This is a genomic window from Streptomyces sp. CB01201, from assembly GCF_002803085.1.
In the GTDB taxonomy this organism is placed as follows: Bacteria; Actinomycetota; Actinomycetes; order Streptomycetales; family Streptomycetaceae; genus Streptomyces; species Streptomyces hundungensis.
Genome location: NZ_NNBJ01000001.1, coordinates 598714 through 623725, shown reverse-complemented (window position 1 = coordinate 623725; position 25012 = coordinate 598714). Strand labels below are relative to the sequence as shown.

Sequence of the window (25012 nt, the reverse complement as noted above, 5' to 3'; positions counted from 1 at the left end):
GGCACGCGGCACGGGCAGCCCGGGCGGACTCAGCCGAGCGCGTCGAGGGTCCAGGCCGACTCGTGGCGCTTGAACCCGATGTGCGGGTAGTAGTCGACGGCGGCCGGGGCGGAGAGCAGCACCACCTTGGCGCGCGGCGCCGCCTCCTGGGTGGCCCGGATCAAGTCCCGTCCCACGCCCTGGCGTTGGTGGGCGACGTCGACAGCGATGTCACTGAGGTAGGTCGCATAGGCGCCGTCGGTCAGCGAGCGGGCGATACCGATGAGCCGGCCGTCGAGACGGGCCGTGATCACCAGGTCGGCGCCGGCCAGCATCTTGGTGAACCGCTCGACGTCGTCGACCGGGCGGCGTTCGGCGAGGGTGGAGGCCCGGTACAGGGCGAGGACTTCCTCGACGTCGAGGCTCGCGCCGACGACCTGCTCACATGTCCACATGCTGCTGCAACTCCTTGCTCAGTGCTTCGAGGCGGGACTTCAGATGGGCGCGGTTGCCGAGGAACCGCTGGGGGTCGAGCTGTCCCTCCCGGACCGTGACGCCACGGCTCGCGAGGCTCTCGGCGAGGCCGGTGCCGGCCGACCAGGCCTCGGTGGCGGCCGACTGCACCAGCCGGTAGGCCTCTTCGCGGTCCGCCCCCTCGGAGACCAGGTCGAGATAGATCTCGGAGCTGTAGACGAGTCCGAGGGTGGTGCCGATGTTGCGCGCCATGCGGTCGGGGAAGACCCGCAGCCCCCTCAACAGGTCGGCTGCGGAGGTGAGTTGGTAGTGCGCGACGGTCAGGCTGTCGGGCAGGATGACCCGCTCGACCGAGGAGTGGGCGAGATCGCGTTCGTGCCAGAGCGCGATGTTCTCGTACGCCGCTCCCGCGTTGGCCCGCAGGATCCGGGCGAGGCCGCACAGCCGCTCGCTCGTCGTCGGGTTGCGCTTGTGGGGCATCGCGCTGGAGCCCTGGTAGGCGCTGGTGCGGGGCTCGTCGACCTCCCCCACCTCGGTGCGTTGCAGCATCCGCATCTCCAGGGCGAACTGCTCGACGACGGCGCCCGTCACCGCGAGCGCGGAGAGCAGCTGGGCGTGCCGGTCGCGGGCGACCACCTGGGTGGGGACGGGCTCGAAGCCCAGGCCGAGTTCGGCGCAGACGCGCTCCTCCACCTGCGGGGAGATATGCGCGTAGGTGCCCACCGGCCCGGAGAGCGTGCCCACCGCGACCGCGGCCCGGGCGGCGGTGAGCTGGGTCAGGCAGCGGTGCAGCGCGTGGGCGTGGACGGCCAGCTTCTGCCCGAAGGTGGTCGGCTCCGCGTGGATGCCGTGGGTGCGGGCGATGCACGGGGTGTCCCAGTGCTCCAGGGCGCGCTCGACGAGGAGTTGGGCGAGCGTATGCGCCGCGTTCAACACCAGGTCGCCGGCGCGCGCCAGGATGTGTCCGAGCGAGGTGTCGACGAGGTCGTAGCTGGTCATCCCGTGGTGAACCCAACGGGCGGCGTCGGAGGGCATGTTCTCGGTGTACGCGGCGAGGAAGGCGAGGATCTCGTGGTCGCGCGTGCTCTCGCACTCCCTGATCCGCTCGACCGTCGGGACGGGGGCGCGCCGGATGACCTCGAAGGCGTCCGCGGGCACCACGCCGAGCTCCACCTGCGCGGCGGTCGCCAGCACTTCCACCCGGACCCAGGTGGCGTACTTCGTCTCGTCGGTCCAGAGTTCGGCCATCTCCGGCCGGGAATAGCGTTCGATCAACGCCGCTCTCCTTGGTTCTGTGGGGCCGTCGGGGGCCGGGTCGGCCCGCGTGGGCGTCGTCGGGCGGCCCGGCGTCGCGGCCGGGGCCGCCGAGGCTTCGGCGGGGATGCGGGGTACGGCTGTGCCGGTCTGCCCGGGGCGGTCCGGGTCAGACGGTGCTGAGCGCCACGGGTGGCGCGGGGTTGCCCAGGAGGGTGGGCCCCAGGCCCGGTGGGGTCGTCCGTGCCGGGGCCGGTGGCCGGGCGGGGCTGTCGTACCAGGCGCGCAGGGCGTTGCGTACGGTTTCGTGCCGACTGTGCACGGAGTCCTCGTCGAAGGTGCGCTCGCGGGCGTAGAGCCGCACGAGCGGGTGGAAGGAGTACCGGACGCCGCTGCCCGCGACGAAGTCCGCCTCCAGGAGGTGCCGGGCCGTCAGCCACTCCAGGCACTCCTCCGTCCGGTCGGCCGGGAGGCCGAGCGCGGCGGCCGCGACCCGCACGGGGAACGAGGGCATCTCCAGGAGGCTGAGCAGCCGGAACGCCCTGCGCTCGGGCCCGCCGACGCCGCGGTAGCTCAGGGCGAGGCTGTCGCGCACACTGAGCTCGCCCACGGTCAGCTCGTCGAGCCGCCTGGCCTCCAGGCGCAACCGCTCCGACATCTGGGCCAGTTGCCAGTGCGGCCGTTCCAGCAGCCGCGCGCCGACGATCCGTACGGCCAGGGGCAGCGCCCCGCACCGCTCGATCAGCTCCCGGGCGGCCTCCGGTTCGGCGCGGACCCGCTCGGGCCCGATCATGCGCCCCAGGATGTCGGCCGCCTCGGCGGGGTTGAGCAGTCCGAGCCGGACGTGCTCGGTGCCACCGAGCGTGGGCAGCATCGCGACGCTGGTCACCAGGGCGGCGCAGGTGTCGGAGGAGGGGAGCAGCGGCCGCACCTGCGCCTCGTTCGCCGCCCCGTCGAGGACGATCAGGATGCGCCGGTGCGCGAGCAGGCCCCGGTACAGGGCCAGCAGGGACGCGGGCTCCTCGGGGACGGCGGCGGGCTGCACACCCAGCGCGCAGACCAGTTCGCGCAGGACGTCGCCGGCCGCGCGCGGGCCCGCGTCGCCTTCGAGTTCCACGTACAGCCGGCCGTCGGGGAAGTGCTCGCTGACGGCGTGTGCGACCCGGACGGCCATCGTGGTCTTGCCGACGCCCGCGCCGCCGTGCAGCGTCAGCGTCTTGGGGTGCGGCCCGGCGGGCTGGGGCCGCGGCCCCGAAGCCGGGGCCGGGGCCGGATCCTGGAGCAGCCTTCGCACGATGTCCGCCTCCAGCCGGGGCCGGGCGAACTCGGCGAGGCTGGGCGGCAGGGAGAACAGTGGCGCGCTGTGGGCGGGCCCGGTGCGGGCCGGTTCGGAAACGTCCCGTTCCGGCCGTTGCTGCCCTCCTTGCAGGCCGCCCAGTATGTGCTGGTGGGCGCCGCGCAGTTCTTCGCCGGGGTCCACTCCCAGTTCCCGGTCGAGCAGTTGGCGGGCTTCCTGGTACGTCGCCAATGCGTCCGCCTGCCGGCCGGCCCCGTAGAGCGCTTTCATCAGACGGCTCAAAGCGCTCTCCCGGAAAGGGTGTTCGGAGACGAGCGCTTTGAGCCTCGGCAGTACCTCCGCGTGCCGGCCGACCGCCATTTCCGCGTCGGCCCAGTGTTCGGTCGCGTTCAGCCAGCGTTCCAACAGAGCAGCGCCGTCGCCCTGTTGGAGATTTTCCGAGGGGATGTCGACGAGCGGGATGCCGCCGGTCTCGTCGAGCGCGGCACGAAAGAGCCGGGCCCGCTCCCCCGCGTCGCCGGCCCCGTGGGCCTGGGCCAGGAGCCGTTCGAATCGGCCGAGGTCCAGGCGGTCGCTGTCCACGTCGATCGCGTAGCCGGAGGAGCGGCTGACCACGGCGTCGGGACCGAGGACCTTGCGGAGCCGGGCGATGTATCCCTGGAGGGTCTTGCGCGCGGTCAGCGGGGGCTCGTCGCCCCACAGGTGCTGTATGAGTTCCTCCTGCGTCACCGCACGATTGGCGCGGAGCAGCAGAGCCGCCAGGACAATTCTGTGCTTGGCCTGGGGAATTTCTGTGACGTGCCCATTGCGCCGTACCGTCAACGGACCGAAGACACCGAACTGGAGATCGTCCAGCATTCCATACCCCCTGGGGTGAGGGACCCACTCAGGCGGAAAAGAGAGACACCCCCGCGACTTCTCTTCACACCTCAGAGCCAGGACTCTTCTCACTTATCTTGATGACATCGTGCTCGGCCAGCTCGGTGAACAGTTCCACGACGTCGCCGACGACGGTCGCCTGATCGATGTCGTATTCCTCGGCGATCAGCCGCGCAATATCGCTCACCGTACGGACGCCGTCTATCTGGCGCCAAATGAAGGCGGCCGATTCGGTGAGCTCGTAGAAGTGCTGATATCCGCCGACAATCGTCTTACCGCGATGATTCCTGATCTTCACATTCAGCGGCAGGGCGGCCACGGTGGCCGGCCCCACGGGGGCGGTGCGGTCGCCACTCATCAGACGGTCACCTCCATCGAGATGCGCTGGCAGACGGCGATGGTCTCCTCGATCCACTTCTGCGGGTTGTCCGGGTCGAAGGACCGCATGGTCTCGATCGCCCAGTACGCGTCGAACGGGAGCAGTTCGGGATCGAGGATCTGCATCCGGCGGGCCCGCCACTTGGGCCACAGGCTGCCGAACTGGCCGAGGCTCGCCTGGAGCGCGTCCACGGCGTGGCTGAAGGCGGTCCGGGCCGCGATGACGGCGCTGTGCAGATCTCCTCGCGCGATCTGACCTGCGACATCCTCGGTGTAACTGTCCGCCTGCTTGAGCGAGTTGACGATCAGTACCGAGCGGTGCGCCGAGGAGGCGAGGGTGGCGCGGGTGCGTTTGAGCCACTGTCCGTCGTCGGCGGCGGCCGCGTAGGGGAGGCGTTCGAGCAGGGCTGTCTCGTGATAGCTGAGGGTGCGCCAGGTTCCCTGCTCGTCGGCGAACTGCTCGGGAGTGATCTTGGCGAGCACCTGGTCGAGCTGCGAAGCCGTCCAGTACTCGACGTCCCAGCGGCGCCCGTCCACGAACGTGCCCTCGTACTGGAGCGTGTTGGGTTCAAGTGCCACATGGTTGGTCTCGCCGATACTGCTGTTCCATACATCTTTGGTGACGACATGCACATCGAGATCGCTGGTCGGGTTTCCCCATCCACGAATTAGAGAACCGCTTGCGAATACTGTCTCGTATTCACTGGGCAGCAAATTACGGCTCTTCAGTTCGCCGATTACACCACTTACATCGTAGGTCATGCGACCATGCCTTTCCATTGTGCCGGTACGCAATAGTCCAAGATCGTTGGAACGCCGCACCCACTCGACGATATATCCCATTCGTCGAGGCTGTTCACCCGGGCCGAGCAGGCAATGCCATTCACGTCAGTCATGTGCCCCCGAGCCGCTGGATGCGACCCTAGCAACGATCTTGACCGACGGTCATCGGGGCCCGCTGCGACCTCAATCACATGCACAACGGGTTAAGAAACGGTACGTCCAGGCTCGACCGGGTGCCGTCAGGAATACATCCAAAGAATGGCCGGATCCAGACTTTGCGCGAATGTCCGCGGAGAATGGCCGGATCCGGTCTCTGCGCCGGGAGCGGCCCGGGAAGGCGGGCTCGGGGACGCTGACGGGCTGCTCGGTCTGTGGCATGCGCTTCCTCAAGGGCCGGAGTGCGGCACATCATGGGATGTGGCCGGTGGTGTCCTGGAGGTTTTTGGGAGGTGCGCCGCCAACCCCGGTGCGGGGCGGGCGCTTAGCGGAAACTTTGCAGGTCGAAGGTGGTTCTCGGCATGATCGTCAGCCAACCTGGGCACATCGACCCCAACGACTGACGTGGTCGAAATACGCTTCGTGACGACTGGAGAGCCCTATGTCGAGCACCGTTCACCGCAGGGGAGCCCCCGTGGCCGTCGAGGGAGACTTCCCTCAAGTGGGCGATGCGGTACGGCCGTTCACGCTCGTGGGCAAGGATCTGTCCGACGTATCGCTGTCGTCCCTCGGGGACACCCGCAAGGTCCTCACCATCTTCCCGAGCGTCGACACCGGAACCTGCGCGGCGTCCGTCCGCAGGTTCAACGAGCTCGCCGGCGGACTGGCCGACACGGTGGTCGTGTGCGTATCGGCGGACCTGCCGTTCGCCCAGGCCCGGTTCTGCGGAGCCGAGGGCCTGGACTCGGTCGTCACCCTGTCGACGATGCGCGGGCGGGAATTTCACACCGCTTACGGAGTCGCCATCGCCGACGGCCCCCTCGCGGGCCTGACCGCCCGGGCCGTGATCGTCCTGGACGGCGCGAACCGGGTCGTCCACGCCGAGTTGGTCGATGAGATCTCGTCGGAGCCCGACTACGACGCGGTGCTGAAGGTTCTGGCCAAGGTCTAGGGACGCGCGCCGGGACCGGGCCGCCTTCCTCCCATGGCGCGGTACCGGGGCCGAAGTGTTCCCGTCGGGCCCGGTACCGCCTGCCGCGCCAACTGCCCCGGTGCGGCTACGCCTTGCGGAGGCGGCCGACGATCCCGTCCAGGTCGCGGATGAACAGGTCGGGCCGTACGAAGTGACCGCCCGGGACCTCGTACCACTCATGAGGAATACCGGCCCGGTCCAGGTAGCCGCGCCACTCCCGCTGGGTTTCGAGCACGGCGGTCTCGTTGAAGGTGTCCCAGAAGGTGGGCTCGGGGCTGGTGCCGGCCACCAGGTAGATCCGCTTGTCGCGGTAGCTCTCGACCCGCTCGCACGGGTTGTCCATGCTGACCCGGTTCTGGTCCCACGGCACGCCGTAGACGGTGCCGCCGCCCAGCTCGATGGCGGCGGAGGAGGCGTTGGCCCACTGCACGACGCCACCGGCGATGCCGCCCGCGTTGCCCCGGAGGCTGGCCGGCCCCGAGTGCGAGCTCACCGAGGCGAAGTGGCCCCAGTACTTGGCGGCGTACTTCAGCGCGCCGAAGCCGCCCATCGAGAACCCGGAGACGGCCCGGCCGTCGTACTCCGCGAAGGTGCGGAAGTTCGCGTCGATCCACGGGATCAGCTGGTTGATGTGGAAGCTCTCCCAGTTGCGCGGACCGACCGTGGAGCTGACCGGGTTGGAGTACCAGCCCGCGTGGCCGCCGTCGGGCATCACCACGATGACCGGTTTGCCGGCCGTCCAGTCGCGGATGCCGAGGCGGTCGAAGGTGATGAAGTCCTGGCCGTCGCCGCCGCCGTGCAGCAGATAGAGGACGGGGTAGGTGCGGCCGCTGGAGTGGTAGTCGTCGGGGAGCAGGACGTTGACCGCGGGGTTCCAGCCGATCTCGGCGGTCTGGAAGCGGTAGTACCACATACGGGGGTCGCCCTCGCCGCGCTCCACGATGCGCAGCCCGAATCCGTCGTCGGCGGCACTGGCCGTCGACGCCGTCGACAGTACGGTCCCGGCGCCGAGGGCCAGCGCGGCGCCGGCGCCGCCGACGGCCTTGAGGACATTCCTGCGGGTGGGGCGATGCTGCTCGCTCAACGGATCCTCCTGAACGGGTAAGGACGGGCGGGCCACGATCAAGTACGCCTGCGCGGGCGGAGGTTGAAGAGGTGCCGGCCCGCGGGGCGGCGGCCCGGGTCGACGGTCCGCAAGCTAGCCGTGGTGTGCCGCGGGCGGCATCCGGAACCATCCGGAGTGACAGGGGCCCGGATCCGCGGTGGACTGTGCCCCGTGTCGGCGGACCGGGCGGATCCGGGGCGGCAGGCTGGTGGCGGCCGGTGTCCCGGTGCGGTGCGGGCTGCTCCCGCCGCACCGCACGAGCACGCCTCAGCCGGTGGGCGTGGGTGTGGGCGCCGGGCAGTCGGGGACGGAAGGGTGGTCCTTGGTGCGGACGGCCGGCAGCCAGGCGGTGCCGCGGCCGGCGTCGGCCCGGGGCAGCCTGACCCGGTACCACTCGGCGGAGTGCGTGTCCGCCTCGTCGATGATCGGCATGCCGAGCAGGAGCCGGCAGTCGACGCCCAGTTCGTCGCCGTGCCACACCCGGGTCGCCACCACGTTGTCGACCGTGTAGGGCCGCATCGGGTCGATCGCCAGGCCGAGACTGCAATCGGCGTTGCGGTCGCTGCGGCCCCGGCAGCTCTGCTCGGCGTTGAACACCTTGATACGGCCGGGTGGTTCGGCGTTCGGTCCGCCGGGTCCGGTGCCGTGCGTGAAGTGCGGCCAGAGCGTGGCGCCCACCGCGCACACCGCGAGGGCGACGAACGCGGCGCGTCTTCGGCCCCGGCGCGGCGCGGCCCGTGCGGCGGGCGATGCCTGCGACATCGGCCGCTCGGCGATACGGGTCAGCAGGCTTTCGGCGGTGTGCGGGGCGCGGGCGGAGTGCGTCGGGGCGAGGCAGTCGGCGGCCAGCGCGCGCCAGAACGGCGGCAGCGCGCCGTCGAGGCGCAGCGGCGCCCGGCCGTCGGCGTACTCCTGGGTCGCAGCGCCCCGTGCCATGGGGGTCGCCCCGGGAAAGGGGGAGGCGCCGGACGCGAACAGTTCATGGACGGTGATGCCGAGCGCCCAGATGTCGGCACTCGGCCGGATCTCGACCCCCTGCTCCCCGAGCGGCGCCTTCCAGCGCTCGGGCGGAAGGTAGTCGAAGGTACCCATGGGAGGTGCGTAGCCATGGGTCCCGTGGGTGCCGGTCAGCTGGGTGACGAGCCCGAAGTCGGAGAGCTTCGCCGAGCCGTCCGCCATGAGCAGGATGTTGTCGGGCTTGAGATCGCCGTGCACCCATCCGCTGCGGTGCAGCTGTGCCAGGCCCTCGCAGATCTCCGTGACCAGGCGGGCGCCCTCGGCCTCGCTCACGCCGGTGGCGAGCAGATCGCGCAGACTGCGTTCGGCCCGCTCCATGACCAGCACGATCGCGCCGTCGAGGTGTGGGCGTTCGGGTTCGGCGAGGACGAAGGTGTCGAGCAGGCGGATCAGTCTCGGGTGCGAGGAGGCGCGGCCGAACTCGACCTCGCGCCGGGCGGTCTCGGCGACCTTGCGTGCCTGGTGCGGTGAGAGCCCCGCGGTGGGCAGCACCTTGAGCGCCACGGACTCCTCCCCCGGCACCCCCTCCTCCTGGCCCTCGGCCAGGCGCCCCGCGTGGACGGTCGCCCAGCCGCCGGCTCCGATCGGCCCGGTGACCTCCCAGCGGGCCACCCGGTAACCGGGCGGCAGGAGTTCGGCGCGGTCACTCCCCGAGGTGTCGGCCGGACCGTGCACCGTCCCCTCCTCCGGTCCGCCGGTGCTCCTGCGGTGCGGGTCCCTGGCTCATCCGGCCGTCCCCCGCTCCTGACCGGCCGCCCCGGTCCGGGGCGGGAGGAGCGCGAGGTGCTCCTCCCGGACCAGGCCGAAGCGCAGGACCAGTCCGACGATCGCCTCGCGTTTGCCGTTGCGGCGGGCCTCCCTGCGGGGCGCGGTCTCCGCGGGCGCGCTGATCCGCATCTTCTCGTCGGCGAGGTAGTCGATGTGCGAGCTGACCGCCCTGGCCGTGAGCCGGCCGCAGGCGGGGTGGTTCCCCAGCCGGTCCACGATCTGGGGCGTGGTCGGCACCGCGACCGGTGACTCGTCGCGCAGCCTCGGTTCGCAGAGCGCGACGAGGATGAGGAAGTAGAGGGCCGTCTCGTCCAGGGAGTACGCGGTGACGGTCCGGCTCCCCCACTGTCCGTGGGGACCGTCCGGGTCCAGGTAGACGTGGTCGGGCGCGAACACCTGGAAGGAGACGGTGGTGTTGCGGGTGGGCAGCACGACCCGCGAGAACTCGAACGGGATGGGCGCGCCGGCCCGTCTCGGCGGCACCCGCAGGTACTCCCCCGCCCCTTCCGGATTCTCCACCAGATAGCTCTGGGTGGCGCTGAGGTTGCTGAGCTGCCAGTGGTCGTCGGTCACCCGGATCTCGCCGGCGAGCCGGGAGATCGCCTCGTCGTCCAGGCGGAGCTCGACGGGGGTCGTGGCCGATCCCCGTCCGAAGCGTGCCACTTCGCCCGGTCCGAGCCTCAGGGTGACCGCGTCTCCGCCCGGTTCGCCCTGTGCGTCGCCCCTGCACCCGGGCAGATGGATCACTACCCCGCTCACGGCCCCCTCCTCGCCCCGTGTCACCGATGCGCACTCGGATCGAACGTTACACATCCTGACCATGGGTCAACTCCCGAGTTCTGGCCGAATTCAGGCCCCGGCAACGGGTCCGTCCGGTTCCGGCCCCGACGGGTCGAGGACGGCACCCGCCAGATGCTCGCGAAACCAACGATGGCCGGGATCGGCCGAATTGCGGGGGTGCCAGGCCATGCCGAGGTCGAGGGGGGCCAGATCGAGCGGGACCGGGAAGGTCCGCAGGCCGAGGGCGGCGGTGGTGCCGGGGAGCCAGTCCTCCAGGGTGAGGGCGACGAGGTCGGTGTCCCGGGCGAGGATCATCGCGCTGGTGTGGCTGGGCACGACGACCGCCACCCGGCGTTCGAGCCCGAGCGCGGCGAGGGCTTCGTCGATGGGACCGTTGCGCTTGCCGTGCCGGGAGATGCCGATGTGCCCCGCGGCGGCGAAACGGCGGGCGTCGATGGGCCCGTCGAAGAGGGGATGGCCGCCGCGGGCCACGCCCACCAGCACCTTCCGGGTGAGGTGCCGGGTGCGGACCTCCGGGTCGAGCCGGCCGAGCACACCGAGCTCGACGTCCACCGTGCCGTGCCGCAGCGCGGGCCCGCCCTCCAGCGCCTCGGGCAGGAAGACCACGTCCACGTGCGGCGCCTCGGCGCGGACCCGGTCGGCCAGCGGCCCGGCAAGCCCGGCGAGCAGCAGATCGGCGGCCTGCACGGTGAAGCTCCGCCGCAGGTGCACCGCGTCGAACCCCGCGCCCGGCCGCAGCACGTTGTCGCAGGACTGGAGCAACTCCCTTACTTCTTCGCGGAGTTCGAGCGCCCGGGGAGTGGGGACCATGCGCTGGCCGGCCCGGACCAGGAGCGGATCCCCGACGGTCCTTCTGAGACGGGCGAGGGTACGGCTGACGGCCGCGGGCGAGGTGCCCAGGCGCTCCGCGGCGCGGGTGACGCTGTTCTCCCGCAGCAGGGCGTCCAGGACGCGCAACAGGTTGAGATCCATGCGGCGGGCGCTCCTGAACCACGTCTGTACTTCTGGGCCGGTGAGGGAGCGCCCATTGTTCCACCGGCCCGGCACCGGCCCCGGACCACCCTGCGGGGGGGGCGGTCGGTGTGGGCCGTCCGTCGGGAGTGGTCCCGGGAATCCAGCTGTGGCCTCAGGAATGGCTGAGCACGTTGATGACCCTGCCGTTCGGGTCGCGCACGAAGAAGCGGCGCACCCCCCACTCCTCGTCCGTCAGGGGATGGACGATCTCGGCGCCGCGCTCCACCATCGCGCGGTGCGCCGCGTCCACGTCCTCGACCTCGATGCTCACGTCGGGCATCACCGGCGCCGTCAGGTCCTTGGTCATCAGGCTCAGCTGCACGGCGGGGTTGTCCTCGGAGGCGAGCGTCACGATCCAGCCGTGGTTCATCACTTCCTCGAAGCCCAGCACCCCGTAGAAGTCGGAGCTCTCGGCCAGGGCCTGGCCCTCGGACTGGAAGTTGGGAACGATCCGGCGAACGTACATGGGCCACTCCGTGGACGCGGGAACATGCGGGAGGCCCACGGTACCGAAGGCGGGGCGGTCCCACCGGCCGCACGCGGCGGACCTTTCCGTACTCTGTCCGGTCCGTGGGGGGCCCTGCCGGGCCGGGGTTGGATTGGCGCACCATTCGATGTCCAGCCGTACGGGAGGCGCGATGCGGCTCACCACCACCTCCGGCGACACTGTCCCGGAGCGACTCGTCGAGGAGTTGCGCGAGCAGTTGCGCGGCCCCCTCATCACCGAGGCGGACCAGGAGTACACCGAGGCGAAATCCATCTGGAACGCCTACTTCGAGAAGCGGCCGGGCGCGCTGGCCCGCTGTACGGGGGCGGCGGACGTCGCCACCGTCGTGCGGTTCGCCCGTGAGCACGACATCCTGCTCGCGGTGACGGGCGGCGGGCACTGCTTCGCCGGCACCGGCAGCGTCGAGGGCGGGCTGGTCATCGACACGTCCGCCATGAAGGGCGTCAAGGTCGACCCCTCGGGCCGCACGGCTCTCGCCCAACCCGGCCTGGTACAGGGCGAGTTCGACGCGGAGACCATGCACTACGGGCTCGCGGTCACCGGCTCCCAGGAGTCGTACATCGGGATCGGCGGCATGACGCTCGGCGGCGGCCTCGGCTGGCTCGCCCGCTACCGCGGGCTGCTCGTCGACAACCTGATCTCCGCCGACATCGTGCTCGCCGACGGGACGCTGCGCCGGGCCAGCCTGGAGGACGACCCGGACCTGTTCTGGGCGATCCGAGGCGGCGGCGGGAACTTCGGCGTGGCCACGTCCTTCGAGTACAAGCTGTACCCGCAGGGCGACTGCCTGGCCGGACTGCTGGCCTTCCCGGTCGCGGAGACCGGTGAAGTCGCCCGCCGTCTGGGCGAGTTCAACAAGACGGCGCCGGACGCGCTGACCACGTCGTTCGCCTTCCTCACCGTGGACGGCGAACCCGCGGTCGGTCTCGGGTACGTCCATGCCGACCCGGAGGCCGGGGGCGAGGAGGCGGTGGCGCCGCTGAGCGGGCTCGGCCGCAAGCCGCTGCTCAACCACGTGGGCCGGATGCCGTATCTGGCCGTGCAGCGGATGCTCGACGACAACACCGTCGCCGGACGGCGCCTGTACGCCCGCTCGTTCCACTTCGACGAGCTGCACGCCGAGGCCCTGGACATCCTGGGCGAGGGCTTCACCACCAACCCCTCCGCCCTGTCCCTGGTCGGCGGCGGTCTGATGGGCGGCGTGATGGCCCAACTCCCGGCGGAGGCAACGGCGTTCCCGCACCGCACCGGCTATCTGGTCAGTGTGCTGAGCCAGTGGGAGGATCCGGCCGACGACGCGGCCAACGTGGAGTGGACCCAGCAGGTCTACGAGCGCGTGCTCCCGTACACGACCGGCGGGGTGTACGTGAACCACCTCGGCGACGACGGCCCGCAGCGACTGGGCGACGCCTACGGCCCCAACCTCGAACGGCTCACCCGGCTGAAGGCGAAGTACGACCCGGAGAACCTCTTCCGGGTCAACCACAACATCCTTCCGGCGAGCTGACCCACGGGCAGCGCGAAGGGGGCCACCGGATCACCGGTGGCCCCCTTCGTCGTGGACTCCCCTTGCCGGGGGTGCGGGTCGCGCCCCGCGCGGTCAGGTGGTGCGGGCCACCGGGATGCTGCGGTAGGCGCAGAAGGGGAAGCGGAAGCCCGCCGCGCTCGGCTGCCAGTCGGCCTCGCCGGCCGGTTCCAGATGGCCGGGGCGGTCGAGCAGCCGGTCGAACACGGCCGAGCCCTCCACCCGGGCGAGCATCGCGCCCAGGCAGTGGTGCGCGCCCCCGCCGAAGCTGAGATGGGCGTTGGGGCGCCGGGCGAGATCCAGGCGCTCGGGGTCGGCGAACTGCCGCTCGTCGAAGTTGGCGGAGGCGAGGAGCAGCACCACGACCCGGTTGGCCCGGATGGTCCGGCCGCCCACCTCCACCGGCTCCAGGGTGAGGCGGGTGGTGGTGTGGATGGGGGCGTCCCAGCGCAGGAACTCCTCCAGTGCGGTCGGCATCAACGCACGGTCGGCGCGCAGCCGGCGCTGCTCGTCGGGGTGGTGGATCAGCGCGTGACAGCCGGTGGCGATGAGGTTGGTGGTGGTCTCGAAGCCCGCGTAGTAGAGGAAGAGCGCGTTGTCGACGGCCTCCTCCTCGGTGAGCGGGCGGTGCTCGTCGTCCCGGGCGAGCGCGATCGCGCTGAGCAGGTCGTCGCCGGGGTCGGCGAGACGCCGGCGCAGCAGCCCGCGCAGGTATGCGCGCAACCAGAGCACCCCGTCGTGGGCCGCCGCGCGTTCCTCCTCGGGGATGAACACGGCGAAGGCCTTGGCGACGTCGAGGGAGCGGCGCATCACCTCGGCGCGGTCGGCGTGCGGGATGCCGAGCAGGGTGCTCATCACCAGGACGGGCAGCGGCTGGGCGAGGTCGGTGACGGCGTCGAAGGAACCACGCTCCTCGGCGGCCGTCAGCAGTCCGTCCACCAGGTCGCCGATCAGGCCGCTCAGGGTGCGCACGGTCGTCGGCGGGAGTGCCTTGGTGAGCAGCCGGCGCAACCTCGTGTGGTCGGGCGGGTCCCGGTCGATGACGATGCCGCGCAGGAAGTCCACGGCGGGCCCGGCGCCGACCGACATCTCCTGGAACTCGACCGGGAAGGCCCGCCCGAGCCGGCGGTCCTTCAGGAGCCGCGACACCTCGTCGTAGCGCGTGACGACCCACTGCGCCGGCCCTCCCCGGCACAGGGGGCCCGCCTCGCGAAGCCTCCGGTAGACCGGATAGGGATCACGCAGCAGAGCCGCGTCGTCAAGACTGAACCTGGGCAGTTCCCTGTCTCTCACATCGGTCACAACTGGCAGCGTAGGACAGCCGACCCGGTCTTTCCGTGCCCTGAAAGGAAAGGGACAGAACAACTCCGTAAGGGAGATCCTGGCTGTCGTCCGGTGCCGCACGGGTCATTCCCGCTGCTAGGATCCGGGCCGAAATCACGGCTTTCGACAGGAGAGCGGCATGGCTTCGGAACTGCCCCTGAGGTTCAATTCACGCGCCCCTGAAGTGCTGTCCGATCCGTACCCCGTGTATGCGGAACTGCGCGCCTCGGGGCCACTGAGCCGGGGCGGCCCGGGTCAGTGGGTGATCAGCCGGTACGCCGATGTGGTGCCGCTGCTTCGAGATCGCCGGCTGAGCCATGAATACCCGCCGGAATACCATGAATTCAGTATCGGCGACGGCCCGGCGAACAGCTTCTTCCAGCGAATAATCCTCGATCGCGACGCTCCCGATCACACACGCCTGAGGCGGCTGATGGCAAAGGCGTTCAGCCCGCGTCTGGTGCAGCGTATGCATGATTTCATCGAGCAGCAGGTGGAGTCGCTGCTCGCGCCGGGCCTGGACGGTGGCCTTTTCGATGCCGTGACCGAGCTGGCCTTTCCGCTTCCGGTCATGGTGGTGTGCGAACTGGTCGGAATTCCCCCGGTGGACCGGGACCTGGTGCGCCCGCACGCCATCCAGCTGGCCAAGGCGTTCGCGCTGTACGTGGCCGAGGAGGACCGGGCCGCCGCGCACGCGGCCGTCGCCTGGCTGCGGGAGTACATCGGGGCGCTGCTCGACGAGCGGGGGCGCAATCTCGGCGACGACCTGCTGTCGCAGATGCTGACGGCCGAGGTTGCCGACGAGCCGCAGGCGCGGCTGAGCCGCGAGGAGATCGTGGACAACACGATCTTCCTGTTCTTCGCCGGCTTCGAGACCACCACCAATCTCATCGCGACGAGTTGCGCGGCGCTGCTCGGCCATCCGCGCGAGCTGGCCAGGCTGCGCGCCGATCCCGGCCTGCTGCCCAGCGCCGTCGACGAGTTCCTGCGCTACGACGCCCCGATCCAGGCGACCGCCCGGATGGCCGTGGAGGAGATCAAGATCGGGGACCGCGCGATCCGGCCCGGGCGGGTGGTGGTGCTCCTGCTGGGTTCGGCCAACCACGACGAGGAGCGGTTCGCCGACCCGGAACGGCTGGATGTGGGCCGTTCCCCCAACCCGCACGTGAGCTTCGGCGGTGGCGCCCACCACTGCCTGGGGGCGGGCCTCGCGCGGGTCGAGGCGCAGGTCGCACTGGGTCAACTGCTCGCCAGGGCCGCCCGGTTCGAGCCCGCCGGCGAGGTGGTCCGGATACCCAGCGTGACGTTCCGCTCGTACGCGAGCGTTCCCGTCGCTTTACGGTGACGGTGGCCAAAATATGAGTGACAGATTTAGCGACGCGGACCCTCACAAGCCCTTAGATTGAGCCTGTTCGTCCGGCTCATATGAGGAGGCGAGGGGGGCACGGCGCAGGTTTGCACCACGCCGTGGAGGAAAGGTGACAGGGGTGGGACAGCCACCGATCTTTATCGGCCACCCCGGCTGAATCGTTACGGCGAAGGACCTCCGTCGGTCGTCAGGCCCCGACGGGCGCCGCGCGATTCTGATCCAATGGTCAACAATTTCACGAGCACGCACACGAGGTGAATGGCTTGAACGGGGCTGTCACGTCGGCTCGTCGAGCGTGCTCCATGTGACCGGCGGCAACGGCTGTTCTCCGGCGTCTCTTCGCGCCGCAATTTCATCGATGGGTGGCTCCCGCTCCCGGGTTTCAGGATGCGGGGATGAGTGAGCGTATAACTCCATGGGCGTGGAAGGGGCGCGTACTTGTCACGTGAAGAAGTCCGGTTACTGAGATGGCCGGCGCAACAGGAACTGCGGGATCGTTACCGCACGATCGGCGTGCCTCGCATACTGGTCGTGGAGGCGAGAGCCGAGGCTCCCGTCTGCGAGGACGTCTGCGAGGACTGGGTCAGGGCCCCGATCGCGGCGCATGACTTACAGGCCCGGGTGAATGCCCTCAGCCGCCGGTACCGAATGAACCGGCTTCCGTGTCTGGACGAGAGCGGGGTACTGCATTTCTCCTCCCGTTCCGTGACGGTCTCGCCCACCCAGACGGAACTCCTGGAACTGCTGGTACCGAACTTCCGCGAGGTCGTTCCCCGCGAGGCGCTGCGCTACCGGCTCGGCCAGGTCAACGGATCGAGGACGCGCAACGCCCTGGACCTGCACATGATGCGGACCAGGGAGCGCATACAACCGCTCGGCCTTTCCATACGCACCGTCTGGGGGCGGGGCTACGTGCTGGAGTCCCAGGCCGATCTGGTCTGAGGGCCGATGGAGGTGCCCACGACGCGGCGGGGACGTGTCGTGGGCACCTCCGTGCCTCACCCCCGAGCCGTGGACACCTCCGTGCCGGGCCCCCCTGCGGTGGGCGTGGCCGCCTCCGCGCCGGGCCGCACGATGACGCACGAGGTGAGCACCAGGCCGTGGGAGCGCTTCCACCGCCCTTGGAAGTGCCGCCCGTCCAGGTCTACGAGGCCGGTCGTGTCGGGCACCCGCACCCGAAAGCGCCCGCTCGCCCCCGGTCCCTGCCGGCCGGGCTCGACCAGGATGCGCAGGTCGGCCAGCCGCGGGGCGCGGCCGTCGCCCACGAGAGCCGAACACGCTTTGTAAGCGGCCTCCTTGGCGCTGAACAGCAAGCGCTCTCCGGCGACTTCCGGCCGCATCCGCCCGGCCTCGTCCGCACTGATCAGCCGGTCCCGGACCCGCGCTGGCAGCGGAGCGTCGACCTCGGCGTCGATGCCGAGCGCCCGGGCCCGCCCGGCCCGGCAGAGCGCGGCCGCCCGGAACCCCGGGCAGTGGGTGATGCTGCCGAGGATCCCCGGTGGCCACAGCGGTTCGCCGCGCGGGCCCCGCCCGACCGCCGCCGGGGGCTCGCCGAGCCGGACGAGTGCCCGGTGCGCGCACCACCGGCCAGTGGTGAACTCCCCTTCCCTGCGCGGCCCGGCCCCCTCGCACAGCGCCCGCTCCGACGCGAAGAGCGGCCCGGGCACGTCGTCGGCGCGGGCCGCGCCGACCGCCCAGGGCGGCAGCACGGCCCGCAGCAGCGCGTCAGCGGTTTCCGTGCGCACGCATCGCGGCCTTGTCGACCTTGCCGACCGGCGTCTTGGGGAACGAGTCCACCCGCTCGACCTGATCGGGCACCTTGTAGGAGGCGAGACCCCGCTCCCGCAGATACGCCTTCAGGCGCGCAAGTCCCAGCTCTGTGGGGCCCGTTGAAGGATCCGCGATGACGTATGCGCAGATCCGCTCGCCCAGCATCTCGTCGGCGAGGCCCACCACGGCGACGTCGCGCACCTGGGGGTGGGACAGCAGATGTTCCTCGACCTCCTCGGCGGACACCTTGTCACCGCCGCGATGGATGATGTCCTTGGCCCGTCCCATCACGACCAGGTTGCCGTCGGGCCGCAGCCGCACCAGGTCGCCGGTGCGGAAGAAGCCGTCCCGGGTGAAAGCCCGCGCGTTGTGCTCGGGCGCCCGGTAGTAGCCGCGAATGGTGTACGGCCCCCGGGTCAGCAGCTCCCCCACCTCGCCCGTCGGCACCGGCCGGTCCTCCTCGTCGACCACCAGGATTTCGTCGTCCGGGCAGAGCGGACGGCCCTCGGTGTGGGTGATGACCTCGTCCGGGTCGTCGAGCCGGGTGTGGGTCAACAGCCCCTCGCCGATGCCGTACCACTGGGTGAGCCGGCAGCCCAGGCCCTCGCGCACCCGGCGGGCCACCTCGGGCTGGAACTTGGAGCTGCCCACCTGGAGCAGCAGCCCGGACAGATCGGCCTTCAGGACCTCGGGGTCCGCGAGCCACATCATGACCAGCGGTGGCACCAGGGTCGTCAGCGTGACGCCCTCCTCGATCACCAGGGGCAGCGCCTCGTCCGGGCTGGGGCTCGCGGCGAGCACCGCCTTGCCGCCGCGGAACAGGGTGCCGAGCACGCCCGGGCAGCCGAGCGCCGCGTTGTGGGCGACCGGGGTGGCCGCGAGATAGGCGCTGTCCTGATCGACGCGCAGCGCCTCGGCGCAGGCCAGGGCGTTGTACGCGTAGTCGTCGTGGGTGCGCGGGATCAGCTTGGGCAGGCCCGTGGTGCCGCCGGACAGGAGCAGCAGCGCGACTTCCCCGGCGTCGACCGGGGCCAGGTCGACCGGCGGGCCCGGCACCGAGTCGAGTGCGGTGAACTCCTGCGCGTCGCCCGAGACCAGGACGTGCGCCAACTCCGGCACCTCGGCGCGCACTTCGCGGGCCAGTGCGCGGAAGTCATAGCCCTGGAACCGGTCCGGGACCACCAGGGCGACGGCCTCGGCACGCCGGCACAGGTGCACCAGCTCGTTGCGCCGATGGCCGGGCAGCGCCATGACCGGCACCGCGCCGAGCCGGAACAGGGCGAAGCAGAGCACCACGAAGTCGGCGCGGTTGGGGAGCTGGACGACCACCCGGTCGCGCGGCCGGATCCCGATCCGGTGCAGCCCCGACGCCAACTCGGCTGCCCGGTCGACGAGTTGGGTGAACGTCAGCCGCGTGGCGCCGGAGACCACGGCGGTCCGCGGGCCGTGCTCCTCGGCTGCCGCGAGCAGCAGGTCGTACAGGGTGCGGCCCTGCCGGTAGCCACGGTCGCGGTACCGCTCGGTGAACTCGCTCGGCCAGGGGACGAATCCGTCCAGCATGGGCCCCTCCTGCCGGTACGCGGGTGATACGCGTACGCCGTTGGGTGAGCGCGAGGAGGCTTCCCCGCACGCGGGACAACCAGAGTCCGCCGCGAAGGCCGGTCGGCGCCGGGCCGGTGAAAGACACTCAACAGCATCCGCCGACCCGTGCCGGAGGGTGCCTAGGCTCCCGCAGCGAAGCCTGATGGGGAACCGAACGGGGAGGTGAACAGGCCGTGTCCGAGGGGCCGTTGCTCGCATGGATCCGCGATCCCGCCGCCACCCGGGGCATTCACTTCAGCACCCGCGAAGGGGGCTGGCACCACCGCTCCTACCCGGAGCTGGCCGCCGACGCGCGGCGCGCGGCCGGCCGCCTGACGGAGGCCGGGGTGCGCCGGGGCGACCTGGTGGCGCTGGTGCTGCCGTCGGGGCCCGCGTTCGTCGCGGCGTTCTTCGGCGCCCTGCTGGCGGGGGCCGTCCCGGCGCCGCTCGCCCCGGAGGCCGTCGGCCGCCCCGTGACCACCGGCCATCAGGAGCGGATGGCCGCGCTGCTGACGGCCGCCCGCCCGCGCGTGGTCGTGGGCGACGGTGTCGGCGGCGCCCGGGCGGCGGGCATCGACACGCTGAGCAGCGCCGAACTCCTCGCGCCCGGCCCGGACGGGCCCGCGCCCGGCGAGGTCGAGCACGACCGCACCGCGCTGGTGCAGTTCACCTCCGGCTCGACCGGCCCCGCTCGGGGCGTGCGCATCGGATGGGACGGGCTGTGCGACAACCTGGCCGTCATCCAGGGCTGGCTGGGCGTCGACTCCGCTTCGATCTGGGCGAGTTGGCTGCCCGTTCATCACGACATGGGACTGGTCGGGTGTCTGCTCGGGCCGGTGGTGGCCGGGAACGACCTGTGGCTGATGCGGCCCGAGGACTTCGTGCGCCGGCCGCTGGAACATCTGCGCTGCTTCGGCGAGCGGGGCGCCTCGATCACCGCGACCCCCGCCTTCGGACTCGATCACATCCTGCGCAAGGTGCATCCCGGCCAACTGATCGGTCTGGACCTTTCCGCCGTGACGTCGATGGTGGTGGGCGCCGAGCGCATGGCGCCGAGCCTGCTCGACCGCTTCGCCGCGCTGCTCGCCCCGCACGGCTTCGACCGCACGGCCCTGCTGCCCGCCTACGGCCTGGCGGAGGCCACTCTCGCGGTGACCGGAGTGCGGCGCGGCGCCGGCTGGCGCCATCAAGGCCCCGTGGTCGGCTGCGGCACCCCGCTGCCCGGCACGACCGTACGCGTCGTCGACGAGCAGGGCCGGCCGCTGCCGGACGGCGTGGTGGGCGAGATCATCGTGCGCGGCCCCTCCCTCGGCCTCGGCCACCTCGGCGACGAGGGCACCGGAAGCCGTTTCACGGGCGGCGAACTGCGCACCGGGGACGCCGGTTTCCTCGACTGCGGCGAGCTCTTCGTGCAGGGCCGGCTCGGCGACAGCGTGAAGGTGCGCGGCACCCGGGTGTTCGCCGAGGACCTGGAGCAGTCGCTCCGGGAGGCCGGCGTCCTGCCGCGCGGCGCGGCCGTCGTGCTCGGCGACGACGCGGCGGGGCCGGTGGCCGTCGCGGTGATCGAGGCCGACGGCGGGCCGCGCGACCCGGCCACCGACGACCGCCTGGCCCGGCTGCTCGCGCGCGGCGCCACCGGAGCCCGCACGGTGGTGCACCTGGTGCCGCGCGGCTCGATCCCCTGGACCTCCAGCGGCAAGCCCCGCCGCCGCTCCCTGTGGCGCGCGTACCGCGCCGCACCACCCGACCCGACCCGGACGTAGGAGAGACGGACATGGCCCACACCGAGAGCTCCGTACGCGACAGCATCCTGTCCCTGGTGCGCCAACTCGCCCCGGACGCCGACGAGATGCCCACCGACCGGCCCGCCCACCTCGTCAACGACCTGGGCTACCACTCGCTGGCCCTGCTGGAGCTGGCGTTCGCGATCGAGGACGACTTCGACCTGCCGCCGATCGACGAGGAGACGGGCCGCGGCATCGTCACCACCGAGGACGTGGTGGCCTATGTGCTCACGCAACTGAGGGAACAGAAGCTCCTGGTGGGCTGATTGACAGATCTCTGACAGCAACGGCTCCCATCACCGCACGTGTTGCTACCGTCGCGGCGCGGAGCGTACCCAATGAGTCGATTACAACGCCTTTGCGGCGTTCCGTTCGTACAGGTTCCGCGTCCGCGGAACCTCCTGCGTGAGGAAAGGGGTCCTGCTGTGGCCGAAGCGGCGATCGAGATCGATCGGCTCCGCAAGAGTTTCGGGCCCAAGGCGGCGGTGGACGACGTGTCGTTCTCGGTGGCCGCGGGCACCGTCGTCGGGCTGCTCGGGCCCAACGGAGCGGGCAAGACCACCGTCATCAACTGCCTCACCACCCTGCTCACGCCGGACAGCGGCACCGCCCGGCTCGCCGGGCACGACGTCGCCACCGACCCGGCCGGCGTCCGGGCGAGCGTCGCGGTCACCGGCCAGTTCGCCGCCGTCGACGAGACGCTCACCGGCCGCGAGAACCTCGTGTTCTTCGGTCGCCTGCTGCGGCTGACCCGGGCCGGCGCGAGCGCCCGCGCCGCCGAACTCCTGGACCAGTTCGGTCTTTCCGAGGCCGGGGACATGCCCGCCGGGCACTACTCGGGCGGCATGCGCCGCAGGCTCGACCTGGCCGCGAGCCTGGTCGTGCCCCGGCCGATCCTGGTGCTCGACGAGCCCACGACCGGCCTCGACCCGCGCAGCCGGCAGGCTCTGTGGGACGCGGTGCACCAGCTGGCCCGTGACGGCATGGCCATCCTGCTGACCACCCAGTACCTGGAGGAGGCCGACGCGCTCGCCGAACGCATCGTCGTCATCGACGAGGGCCGGGTGATCGCCGAGGGCACGCCCAAGGAGCTGAAGAGGGACGTGGGCGGCTCGGTCTGCGAGGTGCAGATCACCGACGCGGGCGACCGGGCCCGCGCGGCCGGCGCGCTGGCGGGCTTCGTGGGCGTCAAGGAACGCGACGACGTCCTCGTCGTCCCGATGCGCGGCACCGACGAGCTCTCCGCGATCGTGCGGGCGCTCGACGGCGCGGCCCTGAAGGCCGACGACATCGCCGTGCACCCGCCGACCCTCAACGACGTGTTCTTCGCGCTGACCAAGGACCACCGGGGCTCCGAAGGACCGGCCTTCGACGCGGCGGGCGAGGGCCGTTCATGAGCGCCCCCGCGGCCCCCGCAGCACCCGCGGCCCCGGCCGCCCCGGCGGGACCGGCCTTCCTCAGCGATGTCCAGGTGCTCGCGGAGCGCGACTTCAAGCGGTCCTTCAGCAAGCCGGCGCTCTTCGGCACGGTCGTCCAGCCGCTGGTGTTCTTCGGCATCTTCTACGCCACGTTCAGCGGCATGCTCTCCGCCAAGGGCATCGACTACGGCCCCTCGGTGACGCCCACGCTGGTGGTCCAGGCCCTGATGTTCATCGCGATCGCCTCGGCGATGGCCCTGGCCACCGACCGCGGCAGCGGTCTCTTCAACCGGCTGCGCACGATGCCGATCAGCAGTTCCGCGCTCGGCGCCGCGCGGCTGCTCACCGTCGCCGTCGAGGCGGTGATCTCCACCGTGGTGATCACGCTGGTGGCGCACCTGGCCGGATTCCGTTTCCACGAAGGGCCGCTGGCGGCGATCGGCTTCCTCCTGGTCGCCGTCCTGTTCACCGCGGCCCTGGCGGCCGTGACGGCGACGCTCGGTCTCACCGTGCGCAGCCAGGAGGCCCTGGCGGCCTGCCTGTACCTGCCCTATCTGCCGCTGCTCGTGGTCTCGACCGGGTTCGTGCCGGCCAACCTCTTCCCCGGCTGGCTCCAGCCGGTCGTCAACGCCTCCCCCGTCTCCGCCGTCATCGAGGCACTGCGCGCCCTGTCGGACGGCAGCACCGGCACCGGCCGGGTCTGGCCCGCCCTCGTGTGGTGCACCGGGCTGATCCTGCTGTGCGGGTGGACCACCGCGCGCGCCTTCCGGAAGGTGACCAAGTGACCGCGACAACCAGCGCGCCCGCCGTCCTTCCCACCCACGGCGGCGGCCTGTGGGCGGAGAGCGGCATCATCGCGGGCCGGGTGCTCAAGCTCTTCGTGCGCAGCCCGATGATGCTGCTCGCCACGTTCGGCTTCCCGCTGCTCCAACTGTTCATGCTGCTCGCCGCGTTCAACATCCTGGTGCACGACACCCTGGGCGGGAGCTATGTCGTCCGTCTTGCCCCGCTGATCATTCTGATCACGGCGTTCTCGGCCATCGGCTCCAGCGCCATCGCGTTCTGGGTGGACATCCGCAGCGGCGTCTTCAACCGGCTGCGGGCCATGCCGATCAACGCCCTGTCCATGCTCTTCGGGCGGATGCTCGGCGACCTGGTGCGCATCCTCGGCATCGCCGTCCTGGTGGCGGCCATCGCCTATCTGCCCGGATTCCGCTTCGAGCAGGGCTTCGGGGCGGCGGTGGGCTTCTTCGTCCTGGTGGCCCTGTTCGGCCTGATGTGCACCTCGATCGCGGTGGTGGCCGCACTGTCCGCGCCGTACCCGCCCGTCATCATGGCCTGGGTCCAACTGCCCACCCTGGCACTGACGTTGATGTCGTCGGGCTATATGCCGCTGGACGCCTTCCCGAGCGCGATCCGTTCCGTGGTGGCCGCACAGCCGGTCTCCACCGCGGTGGAGGCACTGGTGGGGCTCTCGCACGGTGGACCGCTCCTGGTCCCGGTGCTCGCCACGGTCGCCTGGACCGTCGGCATCAGTGTGCTCTGCGCGTTTGTGACGGTCCGTAAGTTCCGTAATTTCGTTGCAGGTTAGCTCCGGTCCCGGCCAGTCCGGCGACCGGGCGAAGGAGGAAGTACGCCCATGCCCCACGCACGTTCCTTCGACACCCCCGGCGATCAGCGGGTCCTCATCTCGGGCTGCGGGATCACCGGCCCGGTGCTCGCGCTGTTCCTGCGGAGCTGCGGATACGAGCCCGTGCTGTACGAGGGCCGCGAGGAACCGGACGACGCGGCCGGGTCGTTCATCAATCTGGGGCCCAACGGACGCAGCGTCCTGGAGAGCCTCGGGATCGCGGACGAGGTCCTGAGCGCGGGAGAGCCCACCACGCGCCTCGTCTTCGCCAACCACCGCGGCCGCACCATCGGCCGCAACCCGGAGCGGACCACCGTCATCAAGCGCGGTCTGCTCAACAAGGGACTGCGGGACGCGGCCGAGAAGGCGGGCGTGCCCGTCGAGTTCGGCAAGCGCGTCACCGGCGTCGAGCAGCACGGGCCGGGCGGCGTCACGGCCCGGTTCGCCGACGGCACCACGGCGGACGGGGCCCTGCTGATCGGCGCGGACGGCATCAACTCCGCGACCCGCAGGGCCGTCTTCCCCGAGGCGCCGGAGCCCAGTTTCACGCAGGGAATCGGCTCGGGCGGCTTCGCCCGTACCAGGGGCGCGGGTGAGGCGGACGGCGTCCTGCGGATGGTGTTCGGGCTGCGCGGCTTCTTCGGCTACCAGGTGCTGCCCGGCGGGGAGGTGTACTGGTTCGAGAACCACACCGAGCCCGAGGAGCCCGCCCGGGGCTGGGCCGCCTCGATCACCGACGAGCAGTGGCGCGAGGAGCTGGTGCGCCGGCACGCGGCCGATCACCGGGTGATCGCCGGAATCCTGCGCGCGACCGAGGGCCCGATAGGCCGCTGGCCGCTCTACGACCTGCCGTCGCTGCCGAGCTGGCACCGCCGGAACGTGTGCCTGATGGGCGACGCGGCCCACGCCATCTCGCCGCACCTGGGCCAGGGCGCCGCCCTCGGCATGGAGGACGCCGTGGTCCTCGCCAAGTGCCTGCGCGACGAGGCCGATCCCCAGCGGGCGTTCGCCGCCTTCGAGCGCATCCGGCGCCCGCGCGTGGAGGGGCTGGTCGAGCGGGCCCGCAGGACGGGCGGTCACATGACGCCGAACGGGCCGGTCGGACGGGCGATGCGCGATCTGATGCTGCCCTTCTTCCTCCGGCTGAGCCTGAAGAGCGCGGACGACGTGTACGGCTACCGGGTCCCCTGGGACACGCCGCACCGCGTGGCCGCGAGGTGAGCGCG

General features: G+C 71.3%; 23 protein-coding genes. 10 read left to right on the top strand and 13 right to left on the bottom strand.

What is annotated here, in order from left to right:
• Positions 1–29 precede the first annotated feature (29 nt).
• The 5 genes from CG740_RS02825 to CG740_RS02805 all read right to left on the bottom strand — a co-directional run bounded on the left by CG740_RS02825 (position 30) and on the right by CG740_RS02805 (position 4840).
• Positions 30–434: a GNAT family N-acetyltransferase gene (locus CG740_RS02825; RefSeq protein WP_100573243.1), complete on the bottom strand. Its 405-nt coding sequence runs from the start codon at positions 432–434 to the stop codon at positions 30–32.
• Positions 421–1728 (bottom strand): adenylosuccinate lyase, encoded by a 1308-nt coding sequence (gene purB, locus CG740_RS02820; RefSeq protein WP_100573242.1) that lies wholly within the window; start codon positions 1726–1728, stop codon positions 421–423. The genes CG740_RS02825 and purB overlap by 14 nt, the downstream gene beginning before the upstream one ends.
• A gap of 148 nt (positions 1729–1876) precedes the next feature.
• A complete protein-coding gene (locus CG740_RS02815; RefSeq protein ID WP_100573241.1) occupies positions 1877–3862 on the bottom strand; it encodes an AfsR/SARP family transcriptional regulator in 1986 nt (661 codons plus the stop codon).
• Positions 3863–3926: 64 nt separating this feature from the next.
• On the bottom strand, positions 3927–4241 hold the full coding sequence (locus tag CG740_RS02810) for a PqqD family protein (protein WP_100573240.1): 315 nt from the start codon (positions 4239–4241) through the stop codon (positions 3927–3929).
• Positions 4241–4840, bottom strand: coding sequence for a hypothetical protein (locus CG740_RS02805; protein WP_100573239.1), 600 nt, complete (start codon positions 4838–4840; stop codon positions 4241–4243). The genes CG740_RS02810 and CG740_RS02805 overlap by 1 nt, the downstream gene beginning before the upstream one ends.
• A gap of 802 nt (positions 4841–5642) precedes the next feature.
• On the opposite strand from CG740_RS02805, the gene tpx reads away from it, so the two are divergent.
• Entirely contained in the window at positions 5643–6152 is a 510-nt protein-coding gene (tpx, locus tag CG740_RS02800; protein ID WP_100573238.1) for a thiol peroxidase, read from the top strand.
• A 106-nt stretch (positions 6153–6258) separates the two neighbouring features.
• Here the strand turns inward: tpx and CG740_RS02795 are convergent, their stop codons facing one another.
• The 5 genes from CG740_RS02795 to CG740_RS02775 form a co-directional block, all read right to left on the bottom strand.
• Complete coding sequence (locus CG740_RS02795) at positions 6259–7257, bottom strand: alpha/beta hydrolase (protein WP_100573237.1); 999 nt, start codon at positions 7255–7257, stop codon at positions 6259–6261.
• A 288-nt stretch (positions 7258–7545) separates the two neighbouring features.
• The gene (locus tag CG740_RS02790) at positions 7546–8970 is read right to left on the bottom strand and encodes a serine/threonine-protein kinase (RefSeq protein ID WP_234376011.1); all 1425 of its coding nucleotides are present in this window, start codon (positions 8968–8970) and stop codon (positions 7546–7548) included.
• A gap of 48 nt (positions 8971–9018) precedes the next feature.
• Positions 9019–9822 carry a serine/threonine protein kinase gene (locus tag CG740_RS02785; protein WP_100573236.1) on the bottom strand — a complete coding sequence of 268 codons (804 nt, stop codon included), beginning with the start codon at positions 9820–9822 and terminating at the stop codon, positions 9019–9021.
• A 90-nt stretch (positions 9823–9912) separates the two neighbouring features.
• On the bottom strand, positions 9913–10836 hold the full coding sequence (locus tag CG740_RS02780) for a LysR family transcriptional regulator (RefSeq protein WP_100573235.1): 924 nt from the start codon (positions 10834–10836) through the stop codon (positions 9913–9915).
• A gap of 154 nt (positions 10837–10990) precedes the next feature.
• The gene (locus tag CG740_RS02775) at positions 10991–11344 is read right to left on the bottom strand and encodes a VOC family protein (protein WP_100573234.1); all 354 of its coding nucleotides are present in this window, start codon (positions 11342–11344) and stop codon (positions 10991–10993) included.
• Positions 11345–11492: 148 nt separating this feature from the next.
• Here CG740_RS02775 and CG740_RS02770 point away from each other — a divergent pair, with 148 nt between their 5' ends.
• A complete protein-coding gene (locus CG740_RS02770) occupies positions 11493–12893 on the top strand; it encodes an FAD-binding oxidoreductase (protein WP_234376010.1) in 1401 nt (466 codons plus the stop codon).
• Positions 12894–12986: 93 nt separating this feature from the next.
• On the opposite strand, the gene CG740_RS02765 is transcribed toward CG740_RS02770, so the two are convergent.
• On the bottom strand, positions 12987–14213 hold the full coding sequence (locus CG740_RS02765; protein ID WP_234376009.1) for a cytochrome P450: 1227 nt from the start codon (positions 14211–14213) through the stop codon (positions 12987–12989).
• A 160-nt stretch (positions 14214–14373) separates the two neighbouring features.
• Between CG740_RS02765 and CG740_RS02760 the strand changes: the two genes are divergently transcribed.
• Both CG740_RS02760 and CG740_RS40210 read left to right on the top strand, forming a co-directional pair.
• Positions 14374–15579: a cytochrome P450 gene (locus CG740_RS02760; RefSeq protein ID WP_100573232.1), complete on the top strand. Its 1206-nt coding sequence runs from the start codon at positions 14374–14376 to the stop codon at positions 15577–15579.
• A gap of 729 nt (positions 15580–16308) precedes the next feature.
• A complete protein-coding gene (locus CG740_RS40210; RefSeq protein WP_199846301.1) occupies positions 16309–16545 on the top strand; it encodes a winged helix-turn-helix domain-containing protein in 237 nt (78 codons plus the stop codon).
• 56 nt (positions 16546–16601) lie between these two features.
• Here CG740_RS40210 and CG740_RS02750 read toward each other — a convergent pair whose 3' ends face one another.
• Positions 16602–17348: a 4'-phosphopantetheinyl transferase family protein gene (locus CG740_RS02750; protein WP_100573231.1), complete on the bottom strand. Its 747-nt coding sequence runs from the start codon at positions 17346–17348 to the stop codon at positions 16602–16604.
• A complete protein-coding gene (locus CG740_RS02745) occupies positions 17329–18933 on the bottom strand; it encodes a (2,3-dihydroxybenzoyl)adenylate synthase (RefSeq protein WP_100573230.1) in 1605 nt (534 codons plus the stop codon). The genes CG740_RS02750 and CG740_RS02745 overlap by 20 nt, the downstream gene beginning before the upstream one ends.
• A 215-nt stretch (positions 18934–19148) precedes the next feature.
• Here CG740_RS02745 and CG740_RS02740 point away from each other — a divergent pair, with 215 nt between their 5' ends.
• The 6 genes from CG740_RS02740 (at position 19149) to CG740_RS02715 (ending at position 25007) form a co-directional block, all read left to right on the top strand.
• Entirely contained in the window at positions 19149–20717 is a 1569-nt protein-coding gene (locus CG740_RS02740) for an AMP-binding protein (RefSeq protein WP_100573229.1), read from the top strand.
• 11 nt (positions 20718–20728) lie between these two features.
• Complete coding sequence (locus CG740_RS02735) at positions 20729–21004, top strand: hypothetical protein (RefSeq protein WP_100573228.1); 276 nt, start codon at positions 20729–20731, stop codon at positions 21002–21004.
• A gap of 159 nt (positions 21005–21163) precedes the next feature.
• Complete coding sequence (locus CG740_RS02730) at positions 21164–22135, top strand: ATP-binding cassette domain-containing protein (protein WP_100573227.1); 972 nt, start codon at positions 21164–21166, stop codon at positions 22133–22135.
• A complete protein-coding gene (locus CG740_RS02725; protein WP_100573226.1) occupies positions 22132–22941 on the top strand; it encodes an ABC transporter permease in 810 nt (269 codons plus the stop codon). Before CG740_RS02730 ends, CG740_RS02725 begins: the two co-directional genes overlap by 4 nt.
• Positions 22938–23747, top strand: coding sequence for an ABC transporter permease (locus CG740_RS02720; RefSeq protein WP_234376008.1), 810 nt, complete (start codon positions 22938–22940; stop codon positions 23745–23747). The genes CG740_RS02725 and CG740_RS02720 overlap by 4 nt, the downstream gene beginning before the upstream one ends.
• Before the next feature lie 48 nt (positions 23748–23795).
• Positions 23796–25007 (top strand): FAD-dependent oxidoreductase, encoded by a 1212-nt coding sequence (locus CG740_RS02715; RefSeq protein WP_100573225.1) that lies wholly within the window; start codon positions 23796–23798, stop codon positions 25005–25007.
• Positions 25008–25012 lie beyond the last annotated feature (5 nt).

Excerpts from the sequence above, each read along its gene's own strand:
- CG740_RS02715 (WP_100573225.1), top strand. The coding sequence starts at position 23,796 with ATGCCCCACGCACGTTCCTTCGACACCCCCGGCGATCAGCGGGTCCTC.
- CG740_RS02760 (WP_100573232.1), top strand. The coding sequence starts at position 14,374 with ATGGCTTCGGAACTGCCCCTGAGGTTCAATTCACGCGCCCCTGAAGTG.
- CG740_RS02780 (WP_100573235.1), bottom strand. The coding sequence starts at position 10,836 with ATGGATCTCAACCTGTTGCGCGTCCTGGACGCCCTGCTGCGGGAGAAC.
- CG740_RS02810 (WP_100573240.1), bottom strand. The coding sequence starts at position 4,241 with ATGAGTGGCGACCGCACCGCCCCCGTGGGGCCGGCCACCGTGGCCGCC.
- CG740_RS02815 (WP_100573241.1), bottom strand. The coding sequence starts at position 3,862 with ATGCTGGACGATCTCCAGTTCGGTGTCTTCGGTCCGTTGACGGTACGG.
- CG740_RS02745 (WP_100573230.1), bottom strand. The coding sequence starts at position 18,933 with ATGCTGGACGGATTCGTCCCCTGGCCGAGCGAGTTCACCGAGCGGTAC.
- CG740_RS02725 (WP_100573226.1), top strand. The coding sequence starts at position 22,132 with ATGAGCGCCCCCGCGGCCCCCGCAGCACCCGCGGCCCCGGCCGCCCCG.
- CG740_RS02770 (WP_234376010.1), top strand. The coding sequence starts at position 11,493 with ATGTCCAGCCGTACGGGAGGCGCGATGCGGCTCACCACCACCTCCGGC.
- CG740_RS02825 (WP_100573243.1), bottom strand. The coding sequence starts at position 434 with ATGTGGACATGTGAGCAGGTCGTCGGCGCGAGCCTCGACGTCGAGGAA.
- CG740_RS02735 (WP_100573228.1), top strand. The coding sequence starts at position 20,729 with ATGGCCCACACCGAGAGCTCCGTACGCGACAGCATCCTGTCCCTGGTG.
- CG740_RS02775 (WP_100573234.1), bottom strand. The coding sequence starts at position 11,344 with ATGTACGTTCGCCGGATCGTTCCCAACTTCCAGTCCGAGGGCCAGGCC.
- tpx (WP_100573238.1), top strand. The coding sequence starts at position 5,643 with ATGTCGAGCACCGTTCACCGCAGGGGAGCCCCCGTGGCCGTCGAGGGA.